We start from the raw sequence: 24,540 nt of genomic DNA on the forward strand, positions 1-24,540 counted from the left end.
GTTTAGAAATCAAGTTGTACGCCAAGAATAAACTGACGGCAACTCGGATAATATGTACGTGAACCAGTAGCTCCCGGTGTCAATCCATTAGTTTGTATAGAAGAAGGGTCTACCCCACTGTAACGGGTAAAAGTTGCAAGATTCTTTGCTGTAAACGAAAATTTGACAGATTCTAGAAAATGAGATTTAACGGGCCATGTATACCCTAACGAAAGCATATCAAGTTTCACATAATCTCCTTTTTCCAAATAATAATCAGTCACCACATTTTTACCTTTTATTTCTGCATTTTTTGTATATGCTTTTTGCAAGACATTTCCTGTAAAACTCTGAGTACCATAGTAGAAATCATGTACATTGAAAATATCATAACCAAATGCACCACGAAAGAAAATGGAAAGATCCCAATTGCGCCAATGAAAATTGTGTGTCATCGATGCGGTAAACTTTGGAAGTCCATTACCAACAATTTGCTTGTCATCATTTGTTCCGTTAGCAGCAGGTTTTATATTACCTTCCCGGTCATAAATCATAAAATTACCGTTTTTATCAATACCAGCATATTTCCACATATAAAAATTACCGATACGTTCACCAGCAGAAATACGTTGTAAGGTATAGAGCGGATATGGATCAGAAGTTTCAACCATATCATAATAATCCTGTCCCACATAATCGGAATTACTGAAATTAACAAACTTGTTGTCCATAGTAGCCCCAACAAAATCGATAGAGTAGTCAAAATCTTTCAACTGTATCGCAGTAAAATGAAGGTCAAACTCAAATCCCGAATTTTTCATCGTTCCAACATTGACAAAAGTTGTAGAATGCAAATAGGGTGGAACAGGAACATTATAGTCTCCCAAAAGATCCTGCTGTTTACGATTATAATAATTGAAAGAACCGGAAATACGATTGTTTAATAGCGAAAAATCGATGCCAATATTCCAGTTTTTTGCCTTTTCCCAATGCAAGTCATTATTCACATTTTTACCTGGTCCCCACACTTGTAACCACTGTCCGTTATAATAGTAATAACCAAACCCTGACATAGTACTGAGTGACCTGTAGTTGCCGAAATCCTGATTACCGGTTTCACCGTAATCACCACGAATTTTCAAATCATTAATCCAACTAATATCCTGCATAAATGACTCCTCCGATATACGCCATCCGGCAGAAACAGCAGGGAAGTTCCCCCACTTATGATCTTTACCAAATTTTGAAGAACCTTCATGCCGTAGTGAAGCAGTTAGCAAGTAGCGGCTTTTCCAGTCATAGCTGACACGACCAAAGAAAGCTATCAACTTGGAATCTTCAGCCCATGAACCCACTCCCACATGGCCTTCTTCCTTATCCCAATCGCCAGTACCGAGATTATTAGAACCAATACCGTCATTTATAAAATCTTTGTTCTCACCAGAGAGATTCTGATCTTTTGTATACTGATAAGAATAACCAACCATGGCTTTTACATTATGCCCGCAAAATGAACCATTGTAATTAGTAAGCCATTCCAGAATACGTTGAGACTGCTTTGCATATTTGCGCGATCCTTCACCAGAATATCCTTGGGCGATAGCTAGTGTAGAAGTAGAAGGACGAAACCAAGAATCGAAATTCGATGATTCGTGTCCAGCAAACGTAATCTGTGTATTTAAAATCTGCCCATTCTCAGAATCTTTCCATAATAAAGGTAATAAGTTAAGTTTGGCAGTAGCATCATAGTCTAAAAGTTTCGTTTCCGAAGTATTATCTTCAAGGTTAATCAACTCAACAGGATTGTATCCAGCAGCCTGACCAGTAATTGCAGTATATTGACCTGGATTGTCTACATCCATAATAGGAGTCGTGGGATTAATCTCCAACGTATTGCGAAATACATCCCAAGATGAGTTTTTACGTTTAATAAGCCTTGGAGCTACATTAGCTGTAAAAGTGAATAGTCCGTTTCGTGTCGTCTGCTGTATGCCTGCTCTTCCACCATATTCCTCCCGTGACGAGTACAAATCCACTCCCTCAGCTTTACGATAATCTATCGATACACGGTAATTGTTTTTATTGTTTCCGCCACTAAGCGATAATGTATGCTGATGCATCCAACCCGTTCTCGTCACAGCATCTAACCAATCATCATTTCCACCAAGATCATTACCATAACCACCCGGAATACGCAATGCGCGATATTGTTTGGCAGTAAGCATATCCAATTCATGATTTGCAACACTTGCTGAAACCGTTCCCATATAAGAAGTATGTATCTGCCCGTCACGCGTTCCTTTTTTGGTTGTCACAAGAATCACCCCGTTAGAACCACGTGTTCCATAAATAGCTGCTGCTGCACCATCTTTAAGTATGTCAAAACTGGCAATATCGTTGGGATTGATGTTCGTTAGATTTCCACCGGGAATCCCATCAATCACAATTAACGGACCGGTTCCCGCACTTCTCGACGATACGCCACGAATCTGGATACTAGCCTGATTATTAGGATCGGCTGCACCGGTATTAGTAATTGATACACTGGGTACTTTACCTTGAATCATCATAGATACATCAAGAGAGGTAGACTTCAAAAAATCTTTCTCATTGATATGAGAAATTGAAGAAGTCAATTCTTTCTTATCCATGGTACCATAACCGATTACCACAACTTCATTAAGCTGTTCACTATTCTGTAATAACTTGATAGTGAGTCTCTTCATTCCATTAACTGAGATAGTCTGATTTTTATAACCGACATAACTGACTTCCAATACTGCTTCAGGCAAAATCCCAGTAAAAGAAAAGTTGCCATCGACATCCGTAGTGCAACCTTTTGAGGCTACCCCTTTTAGTCTGACAGTCGCTCCAATGAGCGGCTCATCGGTTTCCGCATCCACAACTGTCCCCGAAACATTGATTGCCTGAGCAAACAACATAGTTGTCCAACCAGACATAACTAACAATGTTAATAACACAAATCTTGATAGTAAATTTTTCATGGATATGATATTAAATTAATTAAGATTAAAATTCTATCACAAAAATAGAATGCAATTATACAAGATAAAAATACAAAGCTGATAATTAAGAAAAACAAAATGGATAATAAGATGATAATCAACTTATTACCCATTTTACAGATATGAAATAATTAAGGTCAAATAAAGATTTTCTCAAATGCTATAATCTGATTTTATCCCTTATACTTTGGGAATTGCCATAATGTAATCATCAAATTCCTCTTTAGGGACAAGTGCTTTAGCTTTGGTTTTGGCTTTATATACATATATCGTATTGGTAGACAGATTTAAATATTTAGCCACATCCGTCGGATTACTAATGCCAACACGCATCAGGGCAAAAATTCTTATTTCAGTGGACAATTCTCCAGAACTATCGATGCTGACCTGATATTCTTTTGGAAATAACTTGTTGTATTCATCAACGAAGTTAGGAAACAATTTCATAAAAGCTTTATCAAAAGCTGAAAACAGCCGCTGCCATTCCTTTTTAACCCCCATATCATACAACAAATATTTTACTTCATCATATTTCTTATCATTCAACTTACGTATGGCGGTATTACTCATCTCAGCAACCTCGTTTACATATTGATTGGCTTTGATAGATTCAATAATGTAACGGTCCTTGATTTCATTCACTTCTTTCAGTTTCAAGTTCAGCTCAGAAAGCTGTTCATTTGATTTATCGAGTTCTTCAGTTTTACTACGAATAGCTGCATTCGACTCACACAAACTTCTATTACGTCTTCTAATTTTAGCATACATTAAAAACAGAAGAAGAAGCAACAGCCCAAATAATGAAATGGCATATATTAACATGGTCTTTGTATTACGAAGCCATACATAACGTGCATTTTCTATTGATGGAAGTACAGAATTAACCTCAATCTGACGAATTCGTGAATTATAGGTTTTGGCATCATCAAGAGCTAAATGAATATATCGACTTGCTCGACTAAGGTCACCGCGTTGCTGCATTAATATAGCAAGGTCTTTAGCAGCTGTATTTTCTCTAGTTAACGAGCGAATATCATAAATTACTGCAAGGGCAGCAAAATATATTGCAGAATCTACTTGCTCCACACCTTTATATGTATTACTCAATATAGAATAGTTGATTGCTTTTTCATGATCGTTCAAATGGTGAACCCTAAGTAGTCGGATGCGCTCATCAATAGATTCTCTCGGTAGATACTTCCACATCACCTTTTTCTCAATAGCTGCATAATCATGCTCATAGCTGCCAACAGGAGTCAGGGACAAGATACTATCATAACACGTTTCCCTTGAATGAGCATAACGAAGCCCCAATTTAGATTCACGACCTACATACGACTCCAAATTTTGAAACATACGTGCTTTTAAGGTATAATAGTGTGGCAGAACCGCTTTGGGAATAGCAGTAACTTTAATCAACTTATCCACTTCAGCGGCTTCCTTAAAGAAACCCACCGAAGTGTAACAGTCGAGGAGAGCCACATGCGCTAGAACGAGCTCTGACTGATTGTTGTTTTCAATAGCGATATCATACATCTTGTCAGCATAGGCATACACTGAATCAAATTGATAATTTCGATATTCGCTATACAGAATACTACATAAATCAAAACGGGATTCTCCAGTAGGTAGGTTAGCCAATTTGTTTTTAAGCAGAATCAACTGCTTTTCCTTTGCCACAATGTAACTGTGACGATTGTCTATTTCAGTATCAAGTGCAGATAATACCGAATCTATTTGCATGGACGTTACTGCGGCAACCGGCATAATAACAAAGCTAAACACCATACTCAGTAAAACAGACCTGATAACTTGACAATACAGTGAATATAAAATTGAATATGCATCCATATAGATAGTTTTTTCGTGGAAATGGTTAACACATTAATAAAAGAATACTGCAAAATTATACAATTTCGGATATATACACCAATTATAGAACAGTATTTTGTAAAAAACGCCAAGCATTGTTTTGGAACATAACAAGCATTGTTACGCCTTATAAGGATATATTCTCAAATAGGTAGGTATCTTCTCAATCGCATAGCGTAAAGTTGTTTGTGACATAGCATTCTTATAGTGTACGACGAAATCAAAAACTTCATCCCAATGTGATTCACTCACTACTTTAAGCATCCAACCGCAATCTTTTCACACCATCTCATCTTGATCGCACAGCATAGCTGTAGTAATCTCAAGTATATCTTCAAAACACAAACCCTTTCGAGCAGGGATAATCAGAGTTACTGCAACATCTTGATGTACCCAACAATTATCCGATTTTATCCATGCTTCCAGATAAAATACATACCGAGAAATCTTTCGGTTCATAACACTTTTTTAATGAATAGGCACACGCCACTACAACTTCTCAGTTATCCAACTGCCATAACTGTTCACACTGTTCGAATATCTCTGTTTTCGATTTAACACAAACCTTCTTATAAAATTCGAGACTATCCAATAAATTGTATAAATAAAAAAAACTAAATCTTGGAGTTTTCTATCACACAAAATTGTGGACAATGGAGGTTGTGTCAAAACGCTGACACAGCCTTTTTTATGCGCAAAGCCCAGACTTTCTCAAGCCCGGGCTTTGTTATTACCCAAAGTTTTCGTATCTTTAGGTATAAAGTTTTTCGTTATGGCAAAGTTACATTTTCGTCCTTACATTCCCAACCAAACCGTTCTTTTTCCACAAAGAATTGATGAAAACATAGCTGAGACCGACCCGGTCCGCATCGTGAATGCTGTTATTGACAATCTCAATCTTGAGAGTTTCAAGAAGCTTTATAAGGAAACGGGCCGTTGTCCTTATCATCCTAAAATGATGCTTAAGGTGATAATCTACGCCTACATGAATAATATCTATTCTTGCCGTAAAATAGAGAAGCACCTCCTTCGTGACATTCATTATATTTGGCTTGCCGGTAATGAGCATCCGGATTTTATCACGATCAACCGTTTTCGTAACCGTGTAAAGGAGGAAATAAATAATGTATTTACCCAGTTGGTTCTTGTCCTTGCCGATAAAGGTTTCATCAGCCTTGATGTGGAGTATATCGACGGCACCAAGATTGAATCCAAAGCCAACAAATATACTTTTGTCTGGCGCAAGACAGTCGAACGGAACCGTACGAGACTAATGGATAAAATCCGTATTCTCTTGGAACAGGTGGATGAAGCCATTGCACAGGAGAACTCTATAAAAGACACATCCGTGGAGTTTACTCCCTGCAGGCTCTCTGACATAGTGGATGAACTTAAAGAAGCCCTGGAACGCCAGCCTGCAACAAAGGATAAGGAAGAAAAGAAAGCCCTGCGCAAAAAGAAGAAGCAGGGCATGGAACTTGAAGGGTATCGTGACAAGCTGATAGAATACGACAATCACCTTGATACCCTTGGAGAACGTAACTCCTATTCCAAGACCGATCCTGGTGCCACATTCATGCGCATGAAAGAAGATGCCATGAAGAACGGGCAGACCAAACCCGGATATAATCTGCAAATAGGTACTGAAAACCAATTCATCACAGACTTCCGTCTGTTTCCCAACCCTACCGATACACTGACCCTCATACCTTTTTTCCACTCTTTCCAGTACCGCTATAACCGTTTACCGAATATCTGTGTGGCAGACTCCGGTTACGGTTCGGAAGAAAATTACCGGTTCATGCAGGAGAATGGGATAGAAGCCTTCATCAAGTACAATTACTTCCATAAAGAACAGCGTCCTCGTTATACTCCCAACCCGTTCCATGCCGAAAGTCTCCATTACAATGCCCAAGAGGATTATTACGTTTGTCCTATGGGACAGCACATGAACCGTATAGGAACCAAACGTGACAAGACAGCGAGCGGATACATCATCGAAAGTGCCCGGTATAAAGCAAAAAGATGCGAAGGTTGCCCTTTGCGTGGCAGTTGTTTTAAAGCTCGGGGGAACCGTATTATAGAAGTCAACCACCGATTAAATCAATACAAACGGCAGGCACGGGAAAGGTTGCTCTCAGAAGAAGGTATCAAGCATAGAGGCAGGAGGTGTATAGAACCAGAGGCTGTGTTTGGACAAATGAAATACAACATGGCATACAGAAGATTCCGGCATGTGGGAGAAGACAAGGTTACAATGGACTTTGCTTTCTTTGCTATAGCCTTTAATATCAAAAAAATGTGTGCTAAACTGATAAAAGAAGGAAAGGGGCTCATTACAGTTGCCAAATATATGTTTATGGGACTATTTATAACCCGATATAATTGGAATATAGCAACTTGTTGCCAAATGCATGAGGAAAAAGCAGCATAGCCAAAAGAAAATATAGCAGAACTGTAAAATATAAAAGAGGGTGTGCCAACGTTTTGACACAACCTCTTACTTATCGATTTTACTTCACTTCCTCAAAATCAACAACATTAGAGGCATCAATCAATTTATTCATTAAATTTACCCATGTAATATTAGCATTACTGTGCGCAAACTTTCCTTGCACATACGCATTTTGAAATTCTTTCAACAGCGTGTCATAATAAGATAAACTAATATAAAATGTACAACTATTATCATCCGAGTAATTGGATTTTGAATAAATATCTCCCTTTTGAGGTCTGGAAAATATTCTTTTTGAAAAAGCTTGAAACAACATAGCCAATTCTTGTCCATTAAAAACTTGTTTTTTCTTCGTTTCCATAATATTATTTTTTAAGATGAAAAAAGCGTGGAACATCCCCTACGCTTCTGAGGCTTTGGCGAGCCTGTACTGCAAATAAGGAAAGCCCACGCTATAGCGCAGGCGTTCACTTAAATTCATTGCAGTACTTAAAATCGCCAAATTTCAGAAGCAAGAATAAAAGCTAACGCTTTAATATATACATTTATAGACTTCAATAAATCAAAGTCCATGCAAAAATAACAATTTTCAGATTTAAATTCGCAAAAAATATTTTTTTGTTCTTTTCAACATCAATATTTTATCTAAGTCAAACTAATTTAGATAAGCCGAAGTTATGAATACGGTTCATAACTTCAGCTTTACTCCGCTTATAGTTTACCCAGTTTATCGGCTTCTTTTCTCAATTGTTCGGCTTGCTCGTTCAACAGCCTTGCACGTTCCAGTGCTTCCGCCTGCTTTTGGATGCGGTATTCAAAATCCATCACTGAATCGGTCAGCCTTCGGATAAAACCATTATCCCGTTGCCACTTGAACTTGTTTTCCAGCATATCAAAAGTTTCTCCGTCTGCCTGTCCTTGCATCAACAAATAGCGGTATTTCATATCGTTGTCCTGCAACTGCTGCATACGTTCAGCCAAACGAACATTCAAGAATATGGAAACGAAACAGATAACCAGCACTGCCGAAAAAAGAAACAATCCCGGACAAATCCAAGAAGCTACCTTGTTGTAAATCCGTTGATAGAGCGGTAAGGGCGTAGCTTCCTCTTTATCCGTCTTGCAAGAACCCAAAACATCAATCATTACCTTGAAACAACGGTAGGTTTCCAATACTATTTTCTTGGTGTCCTCGATATGTTTCTGCTGACCTTGCATCCTGTTCCTTATCTCGTCAAGCTGGCTTTGGATAGCCTGCAAATCCTTTTCGGGAACAGCCGGGTTACTGTGCAGTTCCGACAATGCCTGTTCGATTGCGTTCAGTCTTTCGAGAGTTTCCCCCCGACTGGCTGGCGTTACCTGTGCTTCCTGCTTCTCTTTCAGTTCTGTAACCATTGAGAGAAGCCCCTCTAAAATCAAATTTTCCTCCATACGCTTATAACTTTAGTTGTTTTTTCTTTTTTTTCTTCTTCTTTCTCAAAAAGGAATCATCGGGCATTTCATCAGCCGGGGCTGACAAACCGGAAAACAGACCGCCTAAACCTGTTATAAAAGAATTATCCGCTTTGTCGGGTGCTGATACTGATTTCTGAACAGGTGCGGTAACCGTCTGCTTATTGCTTCCGACTGTCATCTGCCCTACATCCCCAAAACATTTATCCAGTTTGGAGAAACTGAAACTACGGTCTATCTCCGAACCCTTGAACGTGTATTCACCTTTGGAAAAGGAAACGCCTTGTATCTCGCCTGTCTGTCCCTTGTACTTGAACCGGATAGTAATACCCTTTTCCGCTAACCGCTCCTGTAACTGCTGCCAGTTTCGGGATTTCCCGATTTCATTCTTTACAGCGTTGTAAATCTCGTATTTCGATTTGTCCGGCTCTTTCAAGCGGTGCTGCTTCACCTGTTCTTTTCCACCAGCGAAATAAAGCCCGTGCTTGGCTTTCAGCTTCTTGCATACCTGCTCGTTACGGTACATATCGTTCCTGTCCGAAATGGTCTTGCCGTTGTTGTCAATACGGTTGAATACGATATGCACATGTGGGTGTTCCCGGTCTTGATGGCGCACGATGATATACTGCGTATCGGTGATTTTCATTTCACGCATATACTCCTGCGCAAGCTGTATCATCTTCTCGTCTGTCAATTTGGGCGCATCCACTGCCGAATAGCTTAGCGCAATATGTCCGACTGGCTTTTTTAAGTCGGGATTCATCCCGGTCTGCATACAGAAGCTGCGGATTATATCTCCCCGGCTTTCTGTTAGTACCCCCTCCGCATGGAGCAAAGCCGCCTGTTCCTTGCCAAGCACATAGTTCACGCAGCCCTTAAACCCGCTTCCCTTTTTTATTTTTCCAATCATCCGACAACTGGTTTATAATTTCGACAATCCTGTTTTTCAGTGTAAGTATTCGATAAACTCCCTCGTATAATGGGTAACGTATGTTCATAATATCGTTTATTCATTTTATCGTTCTATGATTTATTGTTACATCAATTCAACCAAAAGATGTGCAGGGTTCTATAGAAGTTGATATTTTTCCTACTAATGGAGCGGATAAAAGGGAGTTTCCCCCCTTTTCCCTTATTTTCCTGTGATAAATGGGATAAAGCGGTATTTTTATCCCTGCTTTCCCGCCATAATTGGTATAAAAGGGTATTCTTTCCCTTATTTTCCCTATTTATCGGGGATAATGAAGATAAAAACGGCACTTTATTCCCTATTTTCCCGTCTTGATTGGTATAAAACGGTAGTTTTCCCGTGTTTAGGCGGGATTTATGAAGGTATCAGGAGTCTTTCTTGGGAGATTCCGGTGGCGTAACGGATAATATCTTGCCACCGGATAACAGATTGTCAGGTAATAATTCGGCCAGATCCATCGAGTAGTCATCGTCATAATCATGTACATGTTCAAGGAAGTAGATCAGCCACGTGCGGAAGTCAGCCCCGGCAGCCTTGCAGCAGCCGAAGAACGAGTAGAGCACCGCCGCATCTTCAGCGGCATCATTATTGCCACAGAACAGGTAATTACGTCTGCCGCACGCGACAGGCCGCACTTTATTTTCTATCTCGTTATTATCCGGTCTGTAGCGACCGTCAAGATGGTATCTGGAGAGTTTGTCGAACCTTCCGTATGTATATTTTATGGCTTTTCCGATAGGACTGCCTTTCATCACTTTGGGATATTCATTGACCAGCCATTTCTCGAAGCGCACAAGTATGGGATATGCAAGACGTGTCCTAAGTTCAGCCCTCTGTTCATAGGTCAGGCGTTCATCGTCAGCCTTGCGCTCCACGTCATAAAGCAGCTGTATCTGTTCGAGCGCATAGTCGGCACGCTGCGTGTCATTCTTTCTTGCCTCCCAAAAATATCTGCGCGCATGGGCCCAGCAGCCAAGAAGGATAATGCCTTTCTTGGCGTCCAGCATCTCGTACCTTTCGTACCCGTCCGTCTGTATGGCTCCCCGGAACTTGCCGAAGAGTTTCAGCACCACCTTTCCACTTCGGGAACCCTTGTCATAGTAAAAGAACTGACGTCCGGTCATGACGCTGCGCACAAGCCAGATATAACCTTTGACCGTCTTGTGTCTCTCGTCATTCATCACGGGGATTGTCGTCTCATCCGACTGTATGTAGTCAGTCTGCATCACCAGATCCCATAATCGGAAGTACAGGGGTCTTAGCAGATCCGCCACATCCTTGAACCAGTCGTTGACCGTTGACGCGGGGAGGTGTACCCCCACACGCTTGAACTGTTCCAGTTGTCTGTGGAACGGTATGTGATCCACATATTTCCCTATCATCATGTCTGCCAGCAATGAGGCGGAGGCATAGCTCTTTGCTATCGGCATGACGGGAAGCGGGCCGGTCCTGAACTCGTCCGTCCCCTTCCGTTTGGCTGTATGGCGCACTATCCTGCGGATATAGAACTTCTCGGGCTCGTGCATAAGGATCTCGGTCACTTCCTCTCCGGGAAGGAGCGTCCACTCCTCCGGATTATACCCTTCGGGATATATATGAACCTCCTCACGCGCAAGATTTTCCGGAAGGGATTTTCTCGTAGGATGTTGCCTCCTCGCTTTTTTACGGGCGATGATCGCTTCTCTGGTAGCCTTCAGCTCCTTTTCCGCTTCCTCTGCGGCTTCAGCCTCCCGGGGAAGCATGTCGAAGCCTTCAAAATCCAGCCAGCGGTCCTGGGCGTCAGGCTTTATGAACTTTTCCGCCTTCTTCCCGTACAACTGCCGTTCAAGATAGGATACACGTTGTTCCAGACTGTTGATTTTTGCTTCCTTTTGGGCGATTATGGCATCCTTGTCAGACAATAAAGCCTCATACGCCTCTTTGTCCGCAGCTTCAAGGGGCTGCGTGGACACCATCTCCTTCAACCGGCTGTTTTCTCTATACAGACAGTCGCATTTGTGCATGAGATCCTTTATCAGTAATTCCTTATCGGTTGGCATAATCGTTTAATTATGATGCCAAGATACTAAAAAACAGCCGGAATACGACATTGTATATGTTATAATTTGTTACAACTACAACCCATGGAAACCACTTCTTTTATAACGCCTGACCTTGCTGCCGTCCATTCCCTGGACCATCATCACAAGGTCATTCCAGAAGGTTTCAATCGCTTTAATCCGACCTTCCTCCGTATTTATGACCGGCAGATGGAAGTGCCCCTGTTCCAGTTTCATGTGGTATATCACCAGACCACCATATTCCATATGGAGGATTTTCATACAGGTACAGTTCGCATTGATAAAAATGAAAGCGTCACCGTCCCGTACATTCTTTCCCATCTGGTTGGTCACGATGCCGCTAAGCGTATAAAAGCTCTTACGCATGTCTGTCGGATACGGGTAAAGATAATATCTGTTGGATTCATTCAAAGAAAACATAGGCTAACGGTTTGAATTCAAAAATATCAGGGTTTGCAATACCTCCGGTGACAAAGGGCTGTTCAAGCGGACTGTGACGCCATTGGGATAGGAGATCTCACATAGCGGCTGGGGAATTGGCGACGGGCTGACCGGAGGTGCAGACAGCAGGGATTTCTCCTTATGGGGAAGACTGACCTGCCCCTTACTGTTTACCTTGACCGGGATAAAGCCGCCTTTGCGCAACAGCTTGGAACGCCACTCGTAGAAACGTTTGGGACGAATACATTCATTCGAACAAAAATCTATAACTGAAAGTCCGCTCGACTTGAAACGGGCATAAATAGATTCAAAATCTTCCATGGTCCATTGATGTGACATAACGATTGAGCTTTTTTACTTTGGCTACAAAAGTAACATCACATTTTTAGAATGAAAGGGGGAGTTTATCGAATACTTACTTTTCAGTTTCACTAGTTCCACCGCCACCAGTGCGAAACCTCCGGCATTCGCCCGGTGCGCCAACTGGTTGATGTTGTTGGCTTCCCCTGCCAGTTTGCGAATGGTGTCCGCATCCTGCCTGTTCAGCCGGGGTATGACCTCTGCCGAAACAACTGCCTGCCGTACATACTCACTGACACGCAACCCGGCTTCTCCGGCTCGCTTTCTGATGGCGTAATACTGCAACTCGGTCAGTTTCGTACTGACAACCCGTTGCTGCTTCTCTATCCGTTTCTTTGCCGGACGTCCCCCCGGCTTATCCTTTATATTCGTCATAAGTTTTTACGTTTAAATAGTGTCTTAAAAATTGCGACCAACGGGAGAAATTTTCTTTGCGATGAGCAAAGCAAGGTAGTTTCGGTTTACCGAAACATAACCTTGCTCTCCAAATTAAACCGCCTGCCGTTGGTAATCCTGCCGGACTAAATCCCCCTGCCCCTTTTCTGTCTTGGGGCGGCACGTTGTCCGGTTTCCTGCTTTATCTCCTGCACTTGGCTGGTGCTGTTCTTCTGTTCCTGCTTCTTGCCGCACAGGTAATCGTTCAAGTCCGAATAGCCCCTATAATTGCCCGAGAAGTCACGCACATGGAAGGAGTATTCCAATGCAATAGCCTGTGTCGCCTTATACCCCGTCTCGTCATTGTCAAGCATACAGTGGATGCGTTCATACGGGTACAGCACGTCAATGGCTTTCGGCACGTTGACAGTAGAGTTGAGTATGACATAATCCTGTCTGTCAAGGTCGGGCATGGTCGGACAGTTCTTCATCCGGAACGTGAGGAAAGAAAGATAGTCCATAAAACCCTCGAATACCAAACATTTCTCTCTCGGCTCTCCCTGCTGCCGTATATGGGTGATGTCTTTCGGGGCGATGCAACCCTTAAAAAAGGAATTGCGAACCTCGTAACCTCCTGCCATGTTCGGGAAACCGATAGCAAAGAATGGTCTGCCGTTATTGATAAAATGGAGTTCCTTGCATTCTCTTTTTGCCAGTTCGACATTGATACCTCGTCCCTGCAAGTAACGGAGCAATGCCAGATGGGTCAAGTCACGGACTTCCAAATGTTGGAAACTCGGTTCTGTCCTACGCTGGGGAAAAGAAAAACTGACCGGACGGATGTGCGGTGTCTGTTCTGCTATCTGGTTTAAAAGGTATGGCACGCTGCCGGAGCAATAAAGTTCCTTTGCCAGTGCAATGATGTTGCCGCCCTTACCTGCGCGTAGGCTCGGTACAGAACGCCTTACTGCCTTTCGGCAGTAGGTTTTCCCGTACCTGCCCCCAAACCGTACTTGCATGTCTCCACGCATACGGCTCTCCGTTGATAACATGACTTTATTTAGCATGGCTGTGTATTTTGGCATAACACTTTTCACAGACAACCAATGTCTTCCTATGCTTTTCAAGCATCAGCCTGTCGCATTCAGTTTTTCCTTTAAGCTGATTTAGCTTTCTGACATGACGCATGACTACAGGTCCGACTTTTCCACATAATTCACATGTTCTCGCATCCAATCGCTCAGTAAGTGTCGGCTGTGGAATTGCGATTGTGTAGGATAAGTCGTTTACCTCCGTATAGTACATTGGTGGTTTACGTTTGAATCCCTCATTATAGAATTTCCTGTACCGTAATTTACCTTTTGCATCCTGATATGGCACTATAATGTCATTCCCAACCTTATATTTGTCAATGACTTTGCTTACAGTGCTATTGGTTTTTCCTGCAATGGTATGGTACATACTGTACTCCATGATGTATCCAAACTTTGAGAGCGCGTATGCCACGTTGTTGGCAATGCAGTAGTAGTTGTAGAACCCTCTGATTTCAGAGTTATATGCCGCCACTATGTCCTCGATTTTCTTCTTCATAAGATTGCCTCTGAACTTTGCAAACCAAACTTGTCGGCCATTTTCTACCTTGTATCTGATGGCGCTGTATTCTTCCAGTTTGTTCCGCACCGTTTCTATGGCGACCTTTAGGACTATCTTACCGTTGTAATAACGGGCTGGCACATTGTTCTTGTCCCGCTTGATAGCATCAGACTTACGGACTGAAACATCGAAGCCAAGAAATTTCGCGGGCTTTTGTGCGTTTGTTATCAATGTCTTTTCCTGTGACAGTTCCAGCTTGAGGTTTTCTTCCATATACTTGGTAATGTCCGACTTGATTTTAACGCACTCTGCCTTGCTTCCGATAACACCAATGAGGAAATCATCTGCGTATCTTACGTATCGAAGCCTTCTGTATGTTTCATCCATACTGTCTCTGCTCTCAATCTTTTGCCTTTCACGTCTCAGTTTCTCATACTCATCCCTAAGCTGTAATCTGACATCTGCATCCTGTATGTTCTTGATGCTTTTAAGGATGCGTTGCATCTTATCGCTAAGTTGCTTGTATTCTTTGGTGATGTGTCTTTCTTTTCCCTTATTGAAGCGTAGGGCGTATTCTTCCATATACTTGTCAAAATTATCAAGATAAATGTTTGCCAGTATAGGACTGATATTACCGCCTTGTGGAGTTCCCTTGTTTGTATTATGAAACTTCCAGTCTTCAATATATCCCGCATTCAACAACTTGCGGATAAGCCTTAGAAATCTATCATCGGCAATCCGTTTCCGCAAAGTTGCAATCAATACATTGTGGTCTATGTTGTCGAAGAATCCTTTAATGTCTCCTTCCACAAACCATTTTGTACCTGTAAATGTCTTTTGGATATGGGTCAATGCGGTATGGCAGCTTCTGTTTGGTCTGAATCCATGTGAGGTGTTTGCAAACACCTCTTCATAGACGGCTTCAAGAATCATGCGCACCACCTCCTGTACAAGTTTGTCCTCAAAGGAAGGAATTCCAAGCGGTCTTTTCTTACCGTTTTTCTTGGGTATGTATATCCTTTTTGCCGGATTAGGCTTGTAAGACTCATCTCTCAAAGATGCAATGACTTTGTTTATTCTTTGAAGACTCATCCGATTGATGGTTTTCCCATCCGTACCGGGTGTCATATTGCCTGGTTTGGCGTAAATACGCTGGTAAGCAACATGAAACATCTCCTCATTGAATAAGATACGGTACAGCCTTTCGAACTTGTAATCCGAAACTTTACCATGCTTGTTTAAAGCTTTTAATACTTGCTCAGGACTTCTCATAATGTCTCACACATTTTCCATTATTTGTATTAAGTTATCTAACTGCTTCCCTTCGCCATGTACAAGGCTTTCCCTTGCTCGGACTACTACGGAAGCTCCGTTCCCATGTCAGATATTCAGGGTCCTATGCCCATAGCCTTACGGCATTCTGATTTAGGGAATCCCCATTTGCTTTCACAATAACTGTTTGGCTCGGCAGACTGTCGGATGCGACTTACGTTCCTATTCCACTTATTGTGGTTGCTCTGAAGCCAGCTCCTGCTCCATTGTAATTTCGGTTTACATGGGGTGCTTCAGCCCGACGTGAATCAAATACCTTTCGTCGGGGCTGGTACGTGTGCAGCAGAACTATCGTTCAACCAATCAGGCTTCATCCTTGTGTCTGTCTTTTCCTCTCGCCATGCAGTCGCAGCTTGGTATTTAGCTGACTAATGACTTTACCGACATGCTTTTGTCACCTTTGGATTTCTCCTCCAGCTAAGTCGTTGAGGATAGGTCTGTTGAACTCTAACCTAATCTCTTGCCATAGAGATATTTATTGTGTAGCCTATATGGGCGCATCAAAGTCATACCAAAGGTTGCGGTCAGTGTTCACCTTGAAAGACGGTTCGTGTTCCTCCCTTAACGGTGATTTGTACCATAAGCCGTTGCCCTGCTGCTTGACAGGAGAGTAGCCTAAACTGTGCAGATAGTCTGCGATGGGTATTTGTTTCACATCTTCGATATTCATAACATTTTCTTTTTGGGGGATTAAAAAATAGTTGAAAAGTGCGCCAGTCCTGTTTAGTCCGTTATATATATACCCGTACCATACTAAACCTGCTTGTTCCGATACAGGGAAATAGTAAGTCCGTTCCTCTTATATATACACCCGGACTAAACCAAACGGACTTTTAATAATGGAAATCGGGATTATAGCGGTAGCCCTTGCCCTCTTTCACAATCATGCGCTTGTTCACAAGAAACTTGTTAAGTGACACAAGGACATTGCGTCCACGCTCGTAGCCGATACTCGCATAACCCTGCTTCAATGCCGCTATGACATTGGAATAGCCTTGTACCACCTGCTTGCCGAAACCGTTCTCCAACGCTTCCCGGTGTTGCTGTTCAGTCAGTTCCGTAAGCGGAAAATTCCTGTCCTGCTTAGGTTGTTGGAATACATAATCATCCACGATTTCGGGTAAAGCGTTGTCATTGATACGGAATGCGAACGGGTCAAACTCCCGGTCACGTATGTGCATTGCCTTTACCTCGCTTATGTTGCCGTCCTGCCGGCTTTTCGTAATTTGCAGGACGGTTTCAGCCTTGTTGTTCAGTTCCGTGCCGATATGCCCCCTTGTGTTGTCATCCCCCTTATTCAAATGTAGAACAGTATGGATATGCAGGTTATATCCGCTTGACCAGCGCATCAAAAGGTTGATTAGGTCGGTTGATTCGCTGGGACTGTTGATGTCGTACATCAAGTCACGGATTCCGTCAATGATGAGCAACCCCACATCGGGCATATTTTCAAGCATATAGCCGATAATCTGTTTCCGCTTGTCGGGGGTCTGCTCTCTTAGCACGATGAAAACAAAATCGTCCCTGTCCTTGTCGGTAGGTAGTCCGGCAAGCCGTAAAATACGCTCCATGACCTTATGGCAATGGTATTTGCTCTGCTCGGTATCTACATAGAGGATTTTCCGCTTGTTCGGTGGCAGGTATGCCGAATACTTCAGTACCTCGTCATTCTTCAACGCTGCCGCAACGATAGCGGAGATGTTGAATGTCTTTTTGCTCTTGGCTTTACCCGTGGATGCGCTGAAATTACCCAGCGTGCCAATGGTAGAGCCGTTCACCCAGAGTATTTCGGGCGGCACTTCGTAAGTGTCCGTTACCTTTAAATGAATGGTTTTCCAAAGGGCTGCGAAATCCTCTTTCTGCATGGTAACACCCTGCCCGGCTTCTGTCGCTTTTCTATTTTCCATAGCCGTTATTTCTTTAGAGGACGGTTAAGGATATACTTCTGCGCTTCCTGCTCTATCTGCGCCTGCGTCTTGACCGGGTTCTGACGTAACCATGCTTCCAACTCCGCTTTCTCAAAATAAAGCATTTTGCCCTGCGGCTTGTAATGGGGTATCAAGTTACCCGAAGTCAACTTGTACAGGTAACTTTTAGAAAGGTTCAAGAACTTGCTCGCTTCATCGAAGCTAAGCACACTCTTTGAAAGGAACAACATCTTTTCGAGTTCGGAAACTCTTAACTCTAAATCTCTTTCCATATTGTTTAGGAATTTAGGTGAAACAATATGAAGGTGCGCACCCTCGTTTTTTTGTTAACGGGGGCAAAGTTAAGAGGTTGAAAATGAAGTCTAATTGACCTTTGTTTGAGCGTTCAATCTATGCTCAACCTTTTTTCAGTTGTTTGATGTATTTGTCTATGATTTCATATCCTTTCGGATAGATGTTTTTTGCTTGGTCTGTCGCACTCGACAGGTCAGTACGTGTAAGCGGTTCTCCTTTTATCTTCTTCAATATCAGCTTATTGTTTGCTATGACAGACTGCCATTCATAAACGATGTAATTATAACAGCTAAGTTGCATCATAAGATAGGCTAACAGACGAGTATTATTAACTTTCAATACCCCATTCAGTTTGCAGTCGAAAAAATCGGTAAGTATTTTGGCACTGACGGTAGTAGTAAACATATTCGCTTCATTCACACAGTCGGTCAGAAGTTTGATTTCATTGGCTTTCAACGTGGACTTGAAAGGATTGCTTTTGCCCACAATCTTGGTTGGATTAGTATCTGCACTTTCCTCTTTCTCTTTTGGCAAGACTTGCTCTTGGATGGCAACCGCATCTGTATGGTAATTGCTTTCCTGTTCTTGCAGATAGCGCAAATACTTGGAAAGCACGACAAGATTAACGATAATAGACAAATAGGGAAGCCGCCCATCATAACAGGACGGTTCATGCAAATATGCGTCCATATCAAAATCAGAGCAGCGGAAACCGATATACTTTTTTCTTTCATCAGAATTCAAGTCCTCAAAATAACCGCTTTCCCACAAAAAATCGGGAATATCCATATCCGATACAATGTTACGCACGACACGGTATTTTTGTTGGATGGCTACAATATTTTCAGTCACACGGAAAATTTCTTGCCGCAAATAATCCTTTAGCTGAGCTTGCGTCAAATATTCACGTTTTAAAAATAGTGCATCTACTTTAGTTTTATAGTCATGAGCTATACAACTATCTAATATCTTCTGTATTTCTCTGAAATTGTTTTCCATATGATTTTCCATAATCGTGCGCCTTTAAACGTTCTTACTACAAATATAAGGTAAGAATCTCACTTTTCCCGAAAACATCGGCAATAATAAGGTAGATAAAGATAGGATAAGCGTTAAGAAATTATAAAGATATGGGGAAGAAAACTATTAAAGTACACCTTTTCTTTGTATTCGTCATTCAGTACACGTTTAGTACGCCCTATAAAAGCAGAAAACCCTAATAATCAAGTGATTATCAGGGTTTATTCGTACCCAGACCCGGGGTCGAACCGGGATGGAAGTGAATCCACTGGTGTTTGAGACCAGCGCGTCTACCGATTCCGCCATCTGGGCATTTGGTTTCAATTGCGGTGCAAAGATACGTCTTTTTTCTAAACCCACAAGCATTTTGATAAAAAAAGGAGGAAAAATTTATAAAACATCCCTTAAACACTTCTCTGTTCAAAGAATAAACCGTAAATTAGCAGAAACTTTTAAAACAGTCAATATCATGACAGGTAAAGATAATTATTGTGTAATTATGGGAGGTGGCATTGGCAGCCGCTTCTGGCCATTTAGTCGCAAAACTCTGCCTAAACAATTTCTGGATTTCTTTGGTACCGGACGCTCTTTGTTACAGCAAACTTTTGATCGCTTTAACAAAGTAATCCCTACGGAAAATATACTCATCGTAACCAATGCGATGTATGCAGACCTGGTAAAAGAACAACTTCCGGAATTGAACCCGGATCAAATTTTGCTTGAACCGGCAAGAAGAAATACCGCTCCCTGTATCGCGTGGGCCTCCTATCATATCCGTGCATTAAACCCGAACGCTAACATAGTAGTAGCTCCTTCAGACCATTTGATACTGAAAGAAGGTGAGTTTCTGGAAGCAATTGAAAAAGGACTCGACTTTGTTGCACATTCAGACAAACTACTCACATTAGGTATTAAGCCGAATCGGCCGGAAACAGGCTACGGATATATTCAGATAGCCGAACAGGATGGAGAAAATTTCTACAAAGTAAAAACTTTTACAGAAAAGCCGGAACTCGAACTGGCTAAAGTATTTGTAGAAAGTGGTGAGTTCTATTGGAACTCCGGATTATTTATGTGGAACGTAAATACCATTATCAAAGCCAGCGAAATATTATTACCCGAATTAGCATCAAAATTAGGAGCAGGAAAAGATTTCTATGGAACTCCCGAAGAAACCTCTTTTATTGAAGAGAACTTCCCTGCTTGCCCCAATGTATCCATTGACTTTGGTGTTATGGAAAAAGCAGATAATGTTTATGTGTCACTTGGGGACTTTGGCTGGTCGGATTTAGGAACATGGGGATCATTATATGACCTCTCTCCGAAAGACGAGAACAACAATGTCACTTTGAAAAGTGAATCATTGATCTACAACAGCAAAAACAATATAGTTGTCTTACCTGAAGGAAAACTGGCAGTCATTGAAGGACTCGAAGGATTCCTGGTTGCAGAATCAGAAAACGTATTACTTATCTGCAAAAAAGACGAAGAACATGCTATACGAAAATATGTCAATGACGCTCAGATAAAAATGGGCGATGACTACATTTAAATAAAGGAGGGGCTAAAAAAAGCAGGAGTGGTCGGAAGATTTTTCTTTCGACCCTTTTCGTATTTTAATGTGTACATATTTTGATATCTGCATCTGCATTTTTTTGGTTATTATTTTGATATTCAGGTGATTGTATTTGTTTTTGTTATTTATTTTGCTTATCTTTAATCATTGATAATCAAAATATTATGGCAATTTTTAAAGATCACAAAGTAAGGGTTAACGACCTATTGGGAGTGATTCCCGAAAGCCTGATTTCACACCTGTCAACCACAACACCCATCGATTACTACACCAAAGTTCTCCACGGTAAAAAGGTGTTCTATCTGCTATTGTACGGTATTCTGGAAAATGATCGCCTTAGTCAGCGAACGCTTGAAGATACTTTTAACGATTCTGTATTCAAGATTTTGTTCGGGTTGGACGAAGATGAAAAAGTACGCCGGAGTTCTCTCTCTGAGAGGTTGTCGAAGATATCACCGGATTACTTCCGTCAGATTTACGATTGTGTCTATGACCAGTTCTCGGAGTGCTATTCCGATACAGAGATAGCACAATACAACCTTATCCGGGTTGACAGTTCCATTGTTTCAGACACATCCGGCAGGATGGCAGAGGGGTTGGGCAACTGTGGCGGAAAGGCTGTAAAGTATAGTATAGCTTTCGATGGTATGTTACCTTGTGAAGTAAACCTGTTTACAGATCCAGTATTTTCGAGCGAGGATATTTCCCTGCCCCAAATAGTAACCAGTCACGTTAAGCAGCAGTCCGGACATCGCAACGTATATGTATTGGATAGAGGTTTTCAGTCAACCAGAACGATGAAAGAGTTTTGCGATCAGAGAACTACTTTTATTGCTCGAAGTAAAGAAAACCGTAAGTATGTAGAACTGGAGCCGATACCGTTTTCTAACAGCGACTTAGCCACTTTGGAACTTATTCGCGACAGTAAGGTGTATCTGTACACAGGCCAGCCTGTTATCAATAAGCGCGGTAATAAACATTACCGGCAGGTATTGGTCAAAGAACCTTTAAGACTTATTGTTGCCCGAAGCAAAACTGATCCAGCGATGGAGTATTGGTTTATTACCAATGACTTTGAACTCACGGCAAAGGAAATTACCGATGCCTACCGTAAACGATGGGATATTGAAGTCTTTTTTCGCTTCATCAAGCAGGAATTAAACGCAAGCCATCTTATATCACTGAATAAGAATGGAATAGAGGTGATGCTTTACATGACTTTGATTGTAGCCATGCTCGTGTTGATATACAAAAAAGCCAACAAGATAGGTTATAAAACCGCTAAACGGCGATTTGCTATGGAAGTTCGCGATCTGGCAATAGCCATGATTGTCCTGCAATGCGGGGGAGACCCAAACTTATTTTTCAAGATAAAGAAAGAGTGACCGGAATTTCTTCCGACCACTCCTGCTAAAAAAAGCCCCTTTTTTATCAAGTAATACTCCATCTCAGTTTTAGCAAAAGATATATAGGTATTAAAAAGTATTCTTTTATCTTTGCCAAAAATCTATTACCATTCCGGACATGTTTCCGGTTAATAAAACAGCACCAACTGAGAAATGGACAAAACTCTTCAAAACTCTCACAGACTCAATGTAGTAGATGCACTACGTGGTTTTGCCTTACTGGCCATTGTATTATTACATAACTTAGAACATTACAATATTTATTTTACTCCTGAAACTCAACCTGAATGGTTGCAAACGTTGGACAAGGGGGTATGGAATGTGCTGTTCTTCTTATTTGCGGGAAAAGCCTATGCAACATTCTCACTCCTTTTTGGATTTAGTTTCTACATTCAATACCACAATGCCGAAAAGCGGGGAATAGATTTCCGTGGACGTTTTGCCTGGCGCATGATTTTGCTATTCTTGTTTTCACAATTGCATGCACTATTTTATAACGGCGACATCTTATTACTTTACTCCATCGTTGGACTCATATTGATCCCCGTTTGCAGACTAAAAGATAAAACGGTCTTCTGGATTGCACTGATTCTGCTACTCCAACCTTTTGAATGGGGACGGATGATTTATGCACTATTAAACCCCGATTACATAATAAGCGCAGATAAGTTCATGCCTTATGCCCTACTTACCAAAGAGGCTACCAGTCACGGAACTTTCCTTGAGGTTTTAAACAATAATATATGGAACGGACAATTATACAGTAATATCTGGCAGGTAGAAAATGGACGTCTATTTCAAACAGCCGCTTTATTTATGTTTGGGATGTTACTGGGACGCAAGAAATACTTTATCAAAGGTACATCTACAATCTGTATTTGGAAACGCATGCTTAAACTATCTGTTATCGCGTTTATTCCACTACATATCCTTCGCGTTTTTGCTCCGGCATACATTCATAATCAGTCTGTATTAACGCCCTTCAACATAGCCATTCCATCGCTGGCAAACTTTACTTTCATGCTTATTTTAATCTCTGCATTTACATTATTATGGTTTAAGAAAGGCGACGGATATAAATGGCAGCAGATAGTTATTCCCTATGGCCGAATGAGCCTGACTAACTATATCTCACAGTCCATCATAGGCGTTTGTATTTACTATGGCTTTGGGTTAGGACTTTACACATCTACCGGAGCAACTGCAACGCTATTCATCGGATTATTCATATTTACGATCCAGCTGATATTCAGTCGCTACTGGCTGGAACGCCATAAACAAGGGCCACTTGAGTTTTTATGGCGTAAAGGTACATGGATAAAGATATAAAAACAACAAAGCGCACTATCCACCCGGACAATGCGCTTTTCCATTATTTAGAAGAAGAAGGTATTTATTTCATCCATGCCTGATGAATACTTCCGGCTATTTCCTTAAACTCTTCATCAGATAATTTTAGTTTCGGATTGGAGATTATCATATCCGATTCCTTATTGATAGGAATAAGATGAATATGAGCATGAGGAACCTCCAGACCCATAACAGCTACCCCCACACGTTTGCAAGGAACAGCTTTCTCAATGGCACGAGCTACCGATTTGGCAAAGACATGCATAGCTGCCAGGTCATCATCACTTAAATCGAAAATATAATCAATCTCTTGCTTGGGGATAACCAACGTATGCCCTTTCACCAACGGATTAATATCAAGGAAAGCAAAAAAACGTTCATCTTCTGCCACCTTATAACAGGGAATTTCACCTGCGATAATTCTACTGAATATTGTTGCCATAACCTAAATATATAAAATAAGGCAAGCCCTTATAACGGACCTGCCTTAGTATTAAAACGAAATGTTTACTACTTCCAGACTGATTTTACCTTGTGGTACCTGAATCTCAGCAATATCACCCACCTTCTTGCCAAGTAATCCCTGAGCAATCGGGGTACTTACGGAAATCTTTCCTTCTTTCAAGTTAGCTTCACTTTCAGATACAATGGTATAAGTCATCTTCATACCATTCTTTGTATTCTTCAGTTCTACTTTATTCAAAATCTGTACTGAATCTGTTTTCAGTTTCGACTCATCAATAATCTTCGCGTCTGCAATAATTGCCTTCAGCTTATTGATTTTCATCTCAAGCATACCTTGCGCCTCTTTTGCAGCATCATACTCTGCATTTTCTGACAAGTCACCTTTATCACGTGCTTCGGCTATTGCCGCAGAAATTTTGGGGCGCTCTACTGTTTCCAGTTCTTTTAGTTCTGCCATTAATTTCTTGTAACCTTCTTCTGACATATAAGCCATGATGTTTTTCCTCCTTTAATTTAAACGGTCATATAAAACAAAAAAGAATTCCAACATGAGCCATGCTGGAACCCTCTTTTCATTATTTCTTTT

At 41.4% G+C, this 24,540-nt stretch carries 21 protein-coding genes, 1 tRNA gene and 2 pseudogenes; 4 read left to right on the forward strand and 20 right to left on the reverse strand.

What is annotated here, in order from left to right:
* Window positions 1-2: 2 nt before the first annotated feature.
* The 3 genes from K8P02_RS16545 to K8P02_RS16555 all read right to left on the reverse strand — a co-directional run bounded on the left by K8P02_RS16545 (window position 3) and on the right by K8P02_RS16555 (window position 5,141).
* On the reverse strand, window positions 3-2,984 hold the full coding sequence (locus K8P02_RS16545) for a SusC/RagA family TonB-linked outer membrane protein (RefSeq protein ID WP_195534201.1): 2,982 nt from the start codon (window positions 2,982-2,984) through the stop codon (window positions 3-5).
* Between the two features lie 201 nt (window positions 2,985-3,185).
* The gene (locus K8P02_RS16550) at window positions 3,186-4,856 is read right to left on the reverse strand and encodes a DUF6377 domain-containing protein (protein WP_025868201.1); all 1,671 of its coding nucleotides are present in this window, start codon (window positions 4,854-4,856) and stop codon (window positions 3,186-3,188) included.
* 141 nt (window positions 4,857-4,997) lie between these two features.
* The gene (locus K8P02_RS16555) at window positions 4,998-5,141 is read right to left on the reverse strand and encodes a DNA alkylation repair protein (RefSeq protein WP_081030034.1); all 144 of its coding nucleotides are present in this window, start codon (window positions 5,139-5,141) and stop codon (window positions 4,998-5,000) included.
* 508 nt (window positions 5,142-5,649) lie between these two features.
* Here K8P02_RS16555 and K8P02_RS16560 point away from each other — a divergent pair.
* Window positions 5,650-7,311 carry an IS1182-like element ISBf3 family transposase gene (locus K8P02_RS16560; protein WP_025868199.1) on the forward strand — a complete coding sequence of 554 codons (1,662 nt, stop codon included), beginning with the start codon at window positions 5,650-5,652 and terminating at the stop codon, window positions 7,309-7,311.
* A gap of 79 nt (window positions 7,312-7,390) precedes the next feature.
* Here K8P02_RS16560 and K8P02_RS16565 read toward each other — a convergent pair whose 3' ends face one another.
* The 15 genes and pseudogenes from K8P02_RS16565 to K8P02_RS16635 form a co-directional block, all read right to left on the reverse strand.
* Window positions 7,391-7,693 carry a hypothetical protein gene (locus K8P02_RS16565; protein WP_032579587.1) on the reverse strand — a complete coding sequence of 101 codons (303 nt, stop codon included), beginning with the start codon at window positions 7,691-7,693 and terminating at the stop codon, window positions 7,391-7,393.
* A 350-nt stretch (window positions 7,694-8,043) separates the two neighbouring features.
* A complete protein-coding gene (locus K8P02_RS16570; protein WP_025868197.1) occupies window positions 8,044-8,763 on the reverse strand; it encodes a hypothetical protein in 720 nt (239 codons plus the stop codon).
* 4 nt (window positions 8,764-8,767) lie between these two features.
* On the reverse strand, window positions 8,768-9,694 hold the full coding sequence (locus tag K8P02_RS16575) for a relaxase/mobilization nuclease domain-containing protein (RefSeq protein ID WP_025868196.1): 927 nt from the start codon (window positions 9,692-9,694) through the stop codon (window positions 8,768-8,770).
* Window positions 9,660-9,743 (reverse strand): annotated as a pseudogene (locus K8P02_RS16580) (plasmid mobilization relaxosome protein MobC); the annotation flags it as partial. The gene K8P02_RS16575 and the pseudogene K8P02_RS16580, both read right to left, overlap by 35 nt.
* Window positions 9,744-10,119: 376 nt before the next feature.
* Window positions 10,120-11,793, reverse strand: a complete 1,674-nt coding sequence (gene tnpC / locus K8P02_RS16585) for an IS66 family transposase (RefSeq protein WP_032542125.1) — start codon at window positions 11,791-11,793, stop codon at window positions 10,120-10,122.
* A 75-nt stretch (window positions 11,794-11,868) separates the two neighbouring features.
* A complete protein-coding gene (tnpB, locus tag K8P02_RS16590; RefSeq protein ID WP_025868342.1) occupies window positions 11,869-12,234 on the reverse strand; it encodes an IS66 family insertion sequence element accessory protein TnpB in 366 nt (121 codons plus the stop codon).
* Window positions 12,235-12,237: 3 nt separating this feature from the next.
* Window positions 12,238-12,594, reverse strand: a complete 357-nt coding sequence (gene tnpA / locus K8P02_RS16595) for an IS66 family insertion sequence element accessory protein TnpA (RefSeq protein ID WP_025868341.1) — start codon at window positions 12,592-12,594, stop codon at window positions 12,238-12,240.
* A 24-nt stretch (window positions 12,595-12,618) separates the two neighbouring features.
* On the reverse strand, window positions 12,619-12,990 hold the full coding sequence (locus K8P02_RS16600; protein ID WP_223381548.1) for a MobC family plasmid mobilization relaxosome protein: 372 nt from the start codon (window positions 12,988-12,990) through the stop codon (window positions 12,619-12,621).
* A 146-nt stretch (window positions 12,991-13,136) separates the two neighbouring features.
* Window positions 13,137-14,057, reverse strand: a complete 921-nt coding sequence (locus K8P02_RS16605; RefSeq protein WP_025868290.1) for a toprim domain-containing protein — start codon at window positions 14,055-14,057, stop codon at window positions 13,137-13,139.
* Entirely contained in the window at window positions 14,047-15,855 is a 1,809-nt protein-coding gene (locus tag K8P02_RS16610; protein WP_004308094.1) for a reverse transcriptase/maturase family protein, read from the reverse strand. The genes K8P02_RS16605 and K8P02_RS16610 overlap by 11 nt, the downstream gene beginning before the upstream one ends.
* Window positions 15,856-16,411: 556 nt before the next feature.
* Window positions 16,412-16,585, reverse strand: a pseudogene (locus K8P02_RS16615) (toprim domain-containing protein); the annotation flags it as partial.
* A 163-nt stretch (window positions 16,586-16,748) separates the two neighbouring features.
* Entirely contained in the window at window positions 16,749-17,822 is a 1,074-nt protein-coding gene (locus K8P02_RS16620; RefSeq protein WP_195533885.1) for an AAA family ATPase, read from the reverse strand.
* Between the two features lie 5 nt (window positions 17,823-17,827).
* Entirely contained in the window at window positions 17,828-18,115 is a 288-nt protein-coding gene (locus K8P02_RS16625; RefSeq protein WP_025868291.1) for a helix-turn-helix domain-containing protein, read from the reverse strand.
* Between the two features lie 124 nt (window positions 18,116-18,239).
* Window positions 18,240-19,148, reverse strand: a complete 909-nt coding sequence (locus K8P02_RS16630) for a hypothetical protein (protein ID WP_025868292.1) — start codon at window positions 19,146-19,148, stop codon at window positions 18,240-18,242.
* A 237-nt stretch (window positions 19,149-19,385) separates the two neighbouring features.
* Window positions 19,386-19,469, reverse strand: a tRNA-Leu gene (locus tag K8P02_RS16635).
* A 157-nt stretch (window positions 19,470-19,626) separates the two neighbouring features.
* Between K8P02_RS16635 and K8P02_RS16640 the strand changes: the two genes are divergently transcribed.
* From K8P02_RS16640 to K8P02_RS16650, 3 genes are all read left to right on the forward strand, one after another.
* Window positions 19,627-20,709, forward strand: coding sequence for a mannose-1-phosphate guanylyltransferase (locus K8P02_RS16640; protein WP_025868293.1), 1,083 nt, complete (start codon window positions 19,627-19,629; stop codon window positions 20,707-20,709).
* 188 nt (window positions 20,710-20,897) lie between these two features.
* Window positions 20,898-22,118: an IS4 family transposase gene (locus K8P02_RS16645; protein ID WP_025868357.1), complete on the forward strand. Its 1,221-nt coding sequence runs from the start codon at window positions 20,898-20,900 to the stop codon at window positions 22,116-22,118.
* A 174-nt stretch (window positions 22,119-22,292) separates the two neighbouring features.
* Window positions 22,293-23,468, forward strand: a complete 1,176-nt coding sequence (locus K8P02_RS16650) for a DUF418 domain-containing protein (RefSeq protein WP_025868162.1) — start codon at window positions 22,293-22,295, stop codon at window positions 23,466-23,468.
* Window positions 23,469-23,532: 64 nt separating this feature from the next.
* Here the strand turns inward: K8P02_RS16650 and K8P02_RS16655 are convergent, their stop codons facing one another.
* Together K8P02_RS16655 and greA are read right to left on the reverse strand one after the other, a co-directional pair.
* The gene (locus K8P02_RS16655) at window positions 23,533-23,931 is read right to left on the reverse strand and encodes an HIT family protein (protein ID WP_002558147.1); all 399 of its coding nucleotides are present in this window, start codon (window positions 23,929-23,931) and stop codon (window positions 23,533-23,535) included.
* Window positions 23,932-23,982: 51 nt separating this feature from the next.
* On the reverse strand, window positions 23,983-24,447 hold the full coding sequence (gene greA / locus K8P02_RS16660) for a transcription elongation factor GreA (protein WP_002558148.1): 465 nt from the start codon (window positions 24,445-24,447) through the stop codon (window positions 23,983-23,985).
* Window positions 24,448-24,540 lie beyond the last annotated feature (93 nt).

Origin of the sequence: Bacteroides nordii (assembly GCF_019930665.1) — a bacterium.
GTDB classification, from domain to species: domain Bacteria; phylum Bacteroidota; class Bacteroidia; order Bacteroidales; family Bacteroidaceae; genus Bacteroides; species Bacteroides nordii.

Excerpts from the sequence above, each read along its gene's own strand:
- K8P02_RS16545 (WP_195534201.1), bottom strand. The coding sequence starts at position 2,984 with ATGAAAAATTTACTATCAAGATTTGTGTTATTAACATTGTTAGTTATG.
- K8P02_RS16550 (WP_025868201.1), bottom strand. The coding sequence starts at position 4,856 with ATGGATGCATATTCAATTTTATATTCACTGTATTGTCAAGTTATCAGG.
- K8P02_RS16555 (WP_081030034.1), bottom strand. The coding sequence starts at position 5,141 with ATGCTTAAAGTAGTGAGTGAATCACATTGGGATGAAGTTTTTGATTTC.
- K8P02_RS16560 (WP_025868199.1), top strand. The coding sequence starts at position 5,650 with ATGGCAAAGTTACATTTTCGTCCTTACATTCCCAACCAAACCGTTCTT.
- K8P02_RS16565 (WP_032579587.1), bottom strand. The coding sequence starts at position 7,693 with ATGGAAACGAAGAAAAAACAAGTTTTTAATGGACAAGAATTGGCTATG.
- K8P02_RS16570 (WP_025868197.1), bottom strand. The coding sequence starts at position 8,763 with ATGGAGGAAAATTTGATTTTAGAGGGGCTTCTCTCAATGGTTACAGAA.
- K8P02_RS16575 (WP_025868196.1), bottom strand. The coding sequence starts at position 9,694 with ATGATTGGAAAAATAAAAAAGGGAAGCGGGTTTAAGGGCTGCGTGAAC.
- tnpC (WP_032542125.1), bottom strand. The coding sequence starts at position 11,793 with ATGCCAACCGATAAGGAATTACTGATAAAGGATCTCATGCACAAATGC.
- tnpB (WP_025868342.1), bottom strand. The coding sequence starts at position 12,234 with ATGTTTTCTTTGAATGAATCCAACAGATATTATCTTTACCCGTATCCG.
- tnpA (WP_025868341.1), bottom strand. The coding sequence starts at position 12,594 with ATGTCACATCAATGGACCATGGAAGATTTTGAATCTATTTATGCCCGT.
- K8P02_RS16600 (WP_223381548.1), bottom strand. The coding sequence starts at position 12,990 with ATGACGAATATAAAGGATAAGCCGGGGGGACGTCCGGCAAAGAAACGG.
- K8P02_RS16605 (WP_025868290.1), bottom strand. The coding sequence starts at position 14,057 with ATGCTAAATAAAGTCATGTTATCAACGGAGAGCCGTATGCGTGGAGAC.
- K8P02_RS16610 (WP_004308094.1), bottom strand. The coding sequence starts at position 15,855 with ATGAGAAGTCCTGAGCAAGTATTAAAAGCTTTAAACAAGCATGGTAAA.
- K8P02_RS16620 (WP_195533885.1), bottom strand. The coding sequence starts at position 17,822 with ATGGAAAATAGAAAAGCGACAGAAGCCGGGCAGGGTGTTACCATGCAG.
- K8P02_RS16625 (WP_025868291.1), bottom strand. The coding sequence starts at position 18,115 with ATGGAAAGAGATTTAGAGTTAAGAGTTTCCGAACTCGAAAAGATGTTG.
- K8P02_RS16630 (WP_025868292.1), bottom strand. The coding sequence starts at position 19,148 with ATGGAAAATCATATGGAAAACAATTTCAGAGAAATACAGAAGATATTA.
- K8P02_RS16640 (WP_025868293.1), top strand. The coding sequence starts at position 19,627 with ATGACAGGTAAAGATAATTATTGTGTAATTATGGGAGGTGGCATTGGC.
- K8P02_RS16645 (WP_025868357.1), top strand. The coding sequence starts at position 20,898 with ATGGCAATTTTTAAAGATCACAAAGTAAGGGTTAACGACCTATTGGGA.
- K8P02_RS16650 (WP_025868162.1), top strand. The coding sequence starts at position 22,293 with ATGGACAAAACTCTTCAAAACTCTCACAGACTCAATGTAGTAGATGCA.
- K8P02_RS16655 (WP_002558147.1), bottom strand. The coding sequence starts at position 23,931 with ATGGCAACAATATTCAGTAGAATTATCGCAGGTGAAATTCCCTGTTAT.
- greA (WP_002558148.1), bottom strand. The coding sequence starts at position 24,447 with ATGGCTTATATGTCAGAAGAAGGTTACAAGAAATTAATGGCAGAACTA.